Origin of the sequence: Cellulosimicrobium cellulans, assembly GCF_001722485.1 — a bacterium.
GTDB lineage: Bacteria > Actinomycetota > Actinomycetes > Actinomycetales > Cellulomonadaceae > Cellulosimicrobium > Cellulosimicrobium cellulans_A.
Genome location: NZ_LWGL01000149.1, coordinates 1 through 7,772 on the forward strand (window position 1 = coordinate 1; position 7,772 = coordinate 7,772).

Consider the following 7,772-nt stretch of genomic DNA (forward strand, 5'->3'; position numbering starts at 1 on the left):
GAGGACGACGAGCTGCCCGACGAGCGCCACGACGAGGGCAGCCGTCGTCCACGACCGGAGCCGCCCGTCGTCCGGCGGGGCGGAGGCGACCCGGAAGCCGGTGGCGAGGGTCGCGCACGCCAGGGCGTACTTGGCGATCGCGAGCAGCCGGTACATCTCCTGCACCTGCGCGCCGGTCATCCCGACGGCGGCCGCGTTCTCCTCGGGGAACGGGTTGCCGAGGTTGACCTCGCGCATCGACGACCGCATGGCGGCGAGGCGCCGCAGCACGCGCTCGACGGGCCCGGTGTCGCCCGCGGTGAACAGGCCCGCGAGGTACTCGAGCGGGATGCGCATCTGCGAGATGGCGGCGAACAGCGTGCGCCCGTCCTCGCCGTCGTTGCCGGACGCGGCGACCGTGTCGACCACGGGGGACAGCGGCGGGATGTACCAGACCATCGGCAGGGTCCGGTACTCGGGGTGCAGCGGCAGGGCCACCTCGTACTCGGAGATGAGCCTCCACACCGGGGAGGCCTGCGCCGCGGCGACCCAGTCGTCGGGGATGCCCTCGCGGCGCGCGGCGGCGACGACCTCGGGGTCGTGCGGGTCGAGGAGCACGGAACGCTGGGCCTCGAGCAGGTCGTGCTCGCCCTCGGTCGCGGCGGCCTCGCCGACCCGGTCCGCGTCGTACAGGACGAGGCCGAGGTAGCGCAGGCGACCGACGCACGTCTCGGAGCACACGGTCGGCAGGCCGACCTCGAGGCGCGGGTAGCACAGCGTGCACTTCTCGGCCTTGCCGGTCTTGTGGTTGAAGTAGACCTTCTTGTACGGGCACCCGGTGACGCACATGCGCCAGCCGCGGCACTGGTCCTGGTCGACGAGCACGATGCCGTCCTCGGCGCGCTTGTACATCGCGCCCGAGGGGCACGACGCGACGCACGACGGGTTGAGGCAGTGCTCGCAGATGCGCGGCAGGTAGAACATGAACGTCTTCTCGAGCTCGGTCGCCACGTGCTCGCTCATGTGCTGCAGCACCGGGTCGTCCTGCATCGTCGCGGTCGACCCGCCGAGGTTGTCGTCCCAGTTGGCCGACCAGCGGATCTGCATGTCCTCGCCGGTCAGCAGCGACCTGGGCCGCGCCACGGGGGTGTGCTGCCCCTGGGGCGCGGACAGGAGCATGTCGTACTCGTACGTCCAGGGCTCGTAGTAGTCGTGGATCGACGGCAGCTTCGGGTTGGAGAAGATCGTCGCGAGCTTCTTCACGCGCCCGCCCGCGCGCAGCCGCAGCTTCCCGCGGCGCGTTCGCTCCCAGCCGCCCTCCCAGCGGTCCTGGTCCTCGTACGTGCGCGGGTACCCGAGCCCCGGCCGCGTCTCCACGTTGTTGAACCACACGTACTCGACGCCCGTGCGGTTCGTCCACGCCTGCTTGCACGTCACCGAGCACGTGTGGCACCCGATGCACTTGTCGAGGTTCATGACCATCGACATCTGGGCCATCACCCGCATGCCGTCTCCCCCTGCCACCGCTCGGTCGTGCGCGCTCCCTGCCCCGGGCTCACTGGTACCGCACCTCCTGCGACCGGCGCCGGATCACCGTCATCTCGTCGCGCTGGTTTCCCGTCGGGCCGAGGTAGTTGAACGCGTACGACAGCTGGGCGTACCCACCCGCGAGGTGCGTCGGCTTGAGCAGGATCCGCGTGAGCGAGTTGTGGATGCCGCCGCGCAGCCCCGACGTCTCCGCGAGGGGGACGTCGATCGTGCGGTCGGTCGCGTGGAACATGTAGACCGTGCCCTCGGGCATGCGGTGGCTGACGATGGCGCGCGCCACGACGACGCCGTTGCGGTTGTACGCCTCGATCCACTCGTTGTCCGCGACGCCGATCTTCGCCGCGTCGGCCGGGCTCATCCACACGTTCGGACCGCCGCGCGAGAGCGACAGCATGAACAGGTTGTCCTGGTACTCGGAGTGGATCGACCACTTGTTGTGCGGCGTGAGGTACCGCACGGCGACCTCGGCGTGGCCGGCGGAGCCCGGGTAGCCCGACGGCGAGGTGTCGCCCACGACGGGGGAGTCGCCGAACAGCCGGTGCAGGTCGAGCGGCGGGCGGAACACCGGCAGGTGCTCGCCGAGCTCGATCATCCAGTCGTGGTCGAGGTAGAAGTGCTGGCGCCCCGTGAGCGTGTGCCACGGCTTGAGCCGTTCGACGTTGACGACGAACGCCGAGTACCGCCGCCCGCCGTGCTCCGAGCCGGACCACTCGGGGGACGTGACGACGGGCGTCGGGCGCGCCTGCACGTCGGGGAACGTGACGCGCACGCCCTCCTCGTCGCGCGCGAGGTCCGCGAGCGGCGTGCCCGTGCGGCGCTCGAGGTCCTCGAAGCCCTGGACGGCGAGGCGCCCGTTCGTCGTCCCGGACAGCGCGAGGATCATCTCGCACGCGTGCGTGTCCTTGTCGAGGCGCGGACGCCCGGCGGCCGGCCCCTGCGTCACCAGGCCGTTGCGCTGCCCGAGCCGCCGCACCTCCTCCTCGGGCCGGAACGCGACGCCCTTCGTCGCCATCCCGGCGGACTCGGTGAGCGGGCCGAGCGCCGCCATGCGCGCCGCGAACGCGGGGTAGTCCCGCTCGACGACGACGAGCTTCGGCATCGTGCGGCCGGGCACGAGCTCGCGCTCCGTCATCGGCACGCCGGGGTCGTCGAGCGCGCCGTGCGGGACGGCCATCTCGTCCGCCGTGTCGTGCTGCAGCGGCGCGGCGACGAGGTCCTCGCGCACCCCGAGGTGCGTGGCCGCCATCTCCGACACCTTGGCCGCGATGGTGTGGAACGTCGCGAAGTCGGTGCGCGTCTGCCACGGCGGGTCGACCGCCGGGTTGAAGGAGTGCACGAACGGGTGCATGTCCGTGGAGGACAGGTCGTGCTTCTCGTACCAGGTCGCGGCCGGGAGCACGACGTCGGAGAACAGCGTCGTCGACGTCATGCGGAAGTCGAGCGTGACGAGCAGGTCGAGCTTGCCCTGCGGGGCATCGTCGCGCCACGTCATGCTCCGCGGACGTCGGTCCGGTGCCGACTCCGCGGCGTTCACCGCGGCGTCCGTCCCCAGCAGGTGCTTGAGGAAGTACTCGTTGCCCTTCCCCGAGGACCCGAGGATGTTCGCCCGCCACACCGTGACGACGCGCGGGAAGTTCTCCGGGGCGTCCGGGTCCTCGCACGCGAACTTCAGCGTCCCGGCCTTCAGCTCGTCCACGACGTGCTGGGCGGGCTCCTTGCTCGCGGCGCGCGCCTCGTCCACGAGGTCGAGCGGGTTGCGGTCGAACGTCGGGTAGCTCGGCATCCAGCCGCGCTGCGCCGACTCCACGAGCGTGTCCGCCGTCGTCCGGCCCGAGAACTGGCCCTGCGCGAGCGGGGACGCGAGCGCGTCCGCCGGCATCCCGTCGTAGCGCCACTGGTCCGTCGCGAGGTACCAGAACGCCGTCCCGATCATCTGGCGCGGCGGGCGCACCCAGTCGAGCCCGCCCGCGTACTGCGCCCAGCCCGTGACGGGGCGGCACTTCTCCTGCCCCACGTAGTGCGCCCATCCGCCGCCGTTGACGCCCTGGCAGCCCGTGAGCGTCGTCAGGGCGAGCATCGCGCGGTAGATCGTGTCGGAGTGGAACCAGTGGTTCGCGCCCGCGCCCATGATGATCATCGAGCGACCGCCCGAGTCGATCGCGTTCTGCGCGAACTCACGCCCGATGCGCTCCGCCGCCGCGGCCGGCACGCCCGTGAACCGCTCCTGCCACGCGGGCGTCGCGGGCGTCGACGCGTCGTCGTACCCCGTGGGCCACTCGCCGGGGAGGGACAGCTCGGGGCGGTCGACGCCGTACTGCGCGAGCAGCAGGTCGAGGACCGTGGTGACGACGTGGTCGCCGACGCGGCGCACCGGCACGCCGCGCACGACGACGCCGGCGCCGCCCGTGTGGGCCGTCGTGTCGTCGCCGGGCGTCGGGTCGAGGTCGAACCGCGGCAGCGCGATCGCGGCCGTCTCGTACGCGGACGCCGTGGCGTCCTCGGCGACGGCGCCGCGGAAGAAGACGCCGTGCGGGTCGGCGACCGACAGCAGCGGGTCGACGTCGCCGAGGTCGAGGTTCCAGCGCCCCGCGTCGGCGTCACCGTAGCGGTGGCCGAGGGACCCGTTCGGGACGCGCGGCGTGCCGTCGGCGTCGAGCACGACCGTCTTGAACGCGGCGTTGGCGACGGGCGAGCCGTCCGGCGAGGTCCCGGCGTCGGGCAGGTCCGCCGCCGTGAGGAACTTGCCGGGCACGAGCGTGCCGTCGTCGCGACGCTCCAGGCGCACGAGGTGCGGCAGGTCGGTGAAGCGGGCCGCGTACTGCGCGAACGGGGGCGTGCGCCGCCGGGCGTAGTGCTCGGTGAGGATCACGTGGCCCATGGCCTGGGCCAGGGCGCCGTCGGTGCCGGGGTGCGGAGCGAGCCAGTCGTCCGCGAACTTCGTGTTGTCCGCGTAGTCCGGCGACACGACGACGACCTTCTGCCCCCGGTAGCGCGCCTCCGTCATGAAGTGCGCGTCGGGCGTCCGGGTGACCGGGACGTTCGAGCCCCACATGATGCAGTACGTCGAGTTCCACCAGTCCGCGGACTCCGGGACGTCGGTCTGGTCGCCGAACACCTGCGGGGACGCGACCGGCAGGTCCGCGTACCAGTCGTAGAACGAGAGCATCGTCCCGCCGAGCATCTGCACGAACCGGGCGCCGACGCCGTGGGACACCATCGACATCGCGGGGATCGGGGAGAACCCGGCGATGCGGTCCGGTCCCCACCGCTTGATCGTGTGCACATGCGCGGCCGCGACGATCTCGGCCGCCTCGTCCCACGTGGCGCGCACGAGGCCGCCCTTGCCGCGCGCCGCCTTGTAGGTCCGTGCGGCGTCCGGGTCCGACGTGAGGAGCTCCCACGCGAGCACCGGGTCGCCGCCCACACTCGCCTTCGCGCGGCGGTAGAGGTCGAGGAGCGCGCCGCGCACGTAGGGGTAGCGGACCCGGGTGGGGGAGTACGTGTACCAGGAGAACGCGGCGCCGCGCGGGCACCCGCGCGGCTCGTACTCCGGCGAGTCCGGCCCGACCGACGGGTAGTCCGTCTGCTGCGTCTCCCACGTGATGATGCCGTCCTTGACGTACACCTTCCACGAGCACGACCCCGTGCAGTTCACGCCGTGCGTCGAGCGCACCACCTTGTCGTGCGACCACCGGTCCCGGTAGAAGACGTCGCCCTCGCGCCCGCCCTGGAGGAAGACCTGCCGCAGGTCGTCGGAGACCTCTCCGGGGCGCAGGTGCCGGCCCAGCCGCAGGAGCGCCTCCTCGACGGGCGTGTCGCGGGGCTCGCCGCGCGAGGGGGACGGCGTCGTCGCCGCGGGACGGGACATGCAGCCTCCTGGTGCGAGCAGGGTCGGCGTCGGTCGGGTCGACCCTCACTATGCCCAACCAGCACCGGGACCGCGCGGCGGGCGTGCGACCCGCGCGTCGCGCACCCGGGCCCAGGGGGCGCGCGCGGCCTCGGCCGACGAGCCTCGCCGCGCGCTTCGTTTCACCCTCTGATATCCGTAGTCCTTGTCCTGGACGACGGTCGCCACGAGTCAGGCAGCGGCTCCACCGCGCGACGCGTCCACGGCGGGAAAGGGCACACACCATGACGGCAGAACCCCTCGAGGCCGAGCGCGCCCTCGCAGCGGGCGAGGACCGGCGCGTCGGCCGGTACACGTTCGACCCCGCGACCGGGCGGTGGTGGTGGGCGGAGGAGACCTACCGCATCCACGGCTTCGCGCCGCACGAGGTGGTGCCGACGACGGACCTCGTGCTCGCCCACAAGCACCCCGAGGACCGCGACCGTGTCCGTGAGGTCATCGCGACGGCGGCGGAGACCGGCCGGCCGTTCAGCAGCGTCCACCGGATCATGGACGGCCGGGGTCGCGAGCGGACCCTCGTCCTGGTCGGCGAGGGCCGTCGGGACGCGGACACCGGCGAGGTCGTCGAGGTCGGCGGGTTCTTCGTCGACATCACCACCGAGGTCGCGCGCCGCGCCGGTGAGGCGGCCGACGAGAGCATCCGCGCGGCCGCGGCGAGCCGTGGCCCGATCGAGCAGGCCAAGGGCATCGTCGCGTTCGCGCTCGGCACGGACCCGGAGGACGCGTTCACGCTGCTGCGCAAGGCCTCCAACGACGCGAACGTGCCTCTGCGGGACGTCGCGCACCGCGTCGTCGCGGCGTCGTGCCGCGAGGACCGCAGCGTGGCCGGGATCGCCGCCGCGCTGGGGGACCCCCGGGCGGCCTGACGGCGGGGACCGGTCCGGCGCCCGTCGTCGCTAGGGTGCCGTCATGACGCAGACCGCAGTCCGCGAGGACGTCCCCGTCGCCGTCGTCACCGTGTCGGACCGCTGCTCGCGCGGCGAGGCGCAGGACCGGTCGGGCCCGCAGCTCGTGGCGCTGCTCGCCGCGTCCGGGTGGACGCGGGTCGCCACGGCGCTCGTGCCCGACGGCGCGGAGTCCGTCCGCGACGCCCTCGCCCGGGCGCTGGGCGAGGGCGCGCGGCTCGTGCTCACGACGGGCGGGACGGGCGTCGCGCCGCGCGACCTGACGCCGGAGGGGACGCGTCTCGTCGTCGACCAGGAGCTGCCCGGGATCGCCGAGGAGCTGCGGCGCCGCGGTGCCGAGCACGTCCCGACCGCGGTCCTCTCGCGGGGCGTCGCCGGGACCGCCCCCGGGCCCTCGGGGCGTGCGCTCGTCGTCAACCTCCCCGGGTCGACGGGCGGGGTGCGCGACGGGTGGGCCGTGCTCGAGCCGCTCGTGCCGCACGTGCTGGCGCAGCTCGCCGGCGGCGACCACTGACCCGCAGCAGGACGGGGCCGCGGGGGGCTCAGCCGCCCGCGAAGGGGGGCAGGACGTCGACGAGCTCGTCGGCGCCCACGGGGGCGGCGTCGTCGGACGCGCGCACGCCTCCGACGAGGAGCGAGCAGCGCGGCAGCACGTCGGTGAGGGCGGGGTGGCGGTCGACGAGCGCGGCGTGCAGCTCGCCGACGGTCGCGGCGGTCACGGTCTCCGTCTCGACGCCCGCGGCGTCCCGCGCGCCGGCGAAGTAGCGGACGGTCGCCACGTCAGGCCTCCGCGTCCTCGGTGGCGGCGAGCTCGGGCTCGGGCGCCCAGGCGAGCGCGAGCTCGCTCGCGCGGTCGAGCACGTCCTCGACGGCGTGGTCGGCGCCCTCGCGCGCGGCCAGGCCGGCGACGTACCCGGCGACGAACGTCGTGAGCGGGGCGGCCGGTCGCTCGACGTTGTGCGCGGCGTCGCGCGCGAGGTCGAGCACGCCCGCGATGTCGACGACGTCGGGGTCCAGCTCGAACTCGGCGGCGAGGGCGTCCACCCAGCGCTCGAGGTTGGTCATCGCAGCCTCCTGTCCTGGTCGTCGGCATCCTCCCACGTGTCCACGTCGTGGGTGAGCCCCTCGGCGTCCTCGACGAGCCGTGCGGCTAGGTCGCGCAGGAGCCGGTGCACGGGCGCACCCTCGACGCCGTCCCCGGCGCGCAGGCGTGCCACCGCGGCGTCGAGCGCGGTACGCCGGTAGAGGCCCACGAGCCACTGGTCACGACCGCCGCGGACCGCGCGCACCGCGTCGACGGGGGTTGCGCCGTCGGCCGCACCCGTCGCCGCGGCCAGCAGCAGCGGCACCGCCTCGGCGGCCCGCGGGACGTCGCACGCGAGCACGAGCACCCACGGGGCGGCCGTCGCGCCACCCGGGACGGCGCCGTCCTC

Annotated in this window: 7 protein-coding genes; 2 read left to right on the forward strand and 5 right to left on the reverse strand. The window is 73.8% G+C overall.

What is annotated here, in order from left to right:
• Nucleotides 1-1,485: nitrate reductase subunit beta (narH, locus tag JZ5iCDA_RS13830; protein WP_139123119.1), on the reverse strand; the 1,485-nt coding region annotated here is incomplete at its 3' end.
• Nucleotides 1,486-1,534: 49 nt separating this feature from the next.
• Nucleotides 1,535-5,395: a nitrate reductase subunit alpha gene (locus JZ5iCDA_RS13835; protein WP_069387695.1), complete on the reverse strand. Its 3,861-nt coding sequence runs from the start codon at nt 5,393-5,395 to the stop codon at nt 1,535-1,537.
• Between the two features lie 263 nt (nt 5,396-5,658).
• Here JZ5iCDA_RS13835 and JZ5iCDA_RS13840 point away from each other — a divergent pair, with 263 nt between their 5' ends.
• Together JZ5iCDA_RS13840 and JZ5iCDA_RS13845 are read left to right on the forward strand one after the other, a co-directional pair.
• Complete coding sequence (locus JZ5iCDA_RS13840) at nt 5,659-6,300, forward strand: PAS and ANTAR domain-containing protein (protein ID WP_069387696.1); 642 nt, start codon at nt 5,659-5,661, stop codon at nt 6,298-6,300.
• A 43-nt stretch (nt 6,301-6,343) separates the two neighbouring features.
• Entirely contained in the window at nt 6,344-6,853 is a 510-nt protein-coding gene (locus tag JZ5iCDA_RS13845) for a MogA/MoaB family molybdenum cofactor biosynthesis protein (protein WP_069387697.1), read from the forward strand.
• Nucleotides 6,854-6,881: 28 nt separating this feature from the next.
• Here JZ5iCDA_RS13845 and JZ5iCDA_RS13850 read toward each other — a convergent pair whose 3' ends face one another.
• From JZ5iCDA_RS13850 to mobA, 3 genes are all read right to left on the reverse strand, one after another.
• Nucleotides 6,882-7,118: a MoaD/ThiS family protein gene (locus JZ5iCDA_RS13850; protein ID WP_069387698.1), complete on the reverse strand. Its 237-nt coding sequence runs from the start codon at nt 7,116-7,118 to the stop codon at nt 6,882-6,884.
• A 1-nt stretch (nt 7,119) separates the two neighbouring features.
• Nucleotides 7,120-7,404 carry a DUF6457 domain-containing protein gene (locus tag JZ5iCDA_RS13855; RefSeq protein WP_069387699.1) on the reverse strand — a complete coding sequence of 95 codons (285 nt, stop codon included), beginning with the start codon at nt 7,402-7,404 and terminating at the stop codon, nt 7,120-7,122.
• On the reverse strand, nt 7,401-7,772 hold a 372-nt coding region (mobA, locus tag JZ5iCDA_RS19000; protein WP_436967411.1), incomplete at its 5' end, for a molybdenum cofactor guanylyltransferase. The genes JZ5iCDA_RS13855 and mobA, both read right to left, overlap by 4 nt.

What these genes read in the sequence shown, in the direction of transcription:
- JZ5iCDA_RS13835 (WP_069387695.1), bottom strand. Translation starts at nt 5,395, where the DNA reads ATGTCCCGTCCCGCGGCGACGACGCCGTCCCCCTCGCGCGGCGAGCCC.
- JZ5iCDA_RS13840 (WP_069387696.1), top strand. Translation starts at nt 5,659, where the DNA reads ATGACGGCAGAACCCCTCGAGGCCGAGCGCGCCCTCGCAGCGGGCGAG.
- JZ5iCDA_RS13845 (WP_069387697.1), top strand. Translation starts at nt 6,344, where the DNA reads ATGACGCAGACCGCAGTCCGCGAGGACGTCCCCGTCGCCGTCGTCACC.
- JZ5iCDA_RS13855 (WP_069387699.1), bottom strand. Translation starts at nt 7,404, where the DNA reads ATGACCAACCTCGAGCGCTGGGTGGACGCCCTCGCCGCCGAGTTCGAG.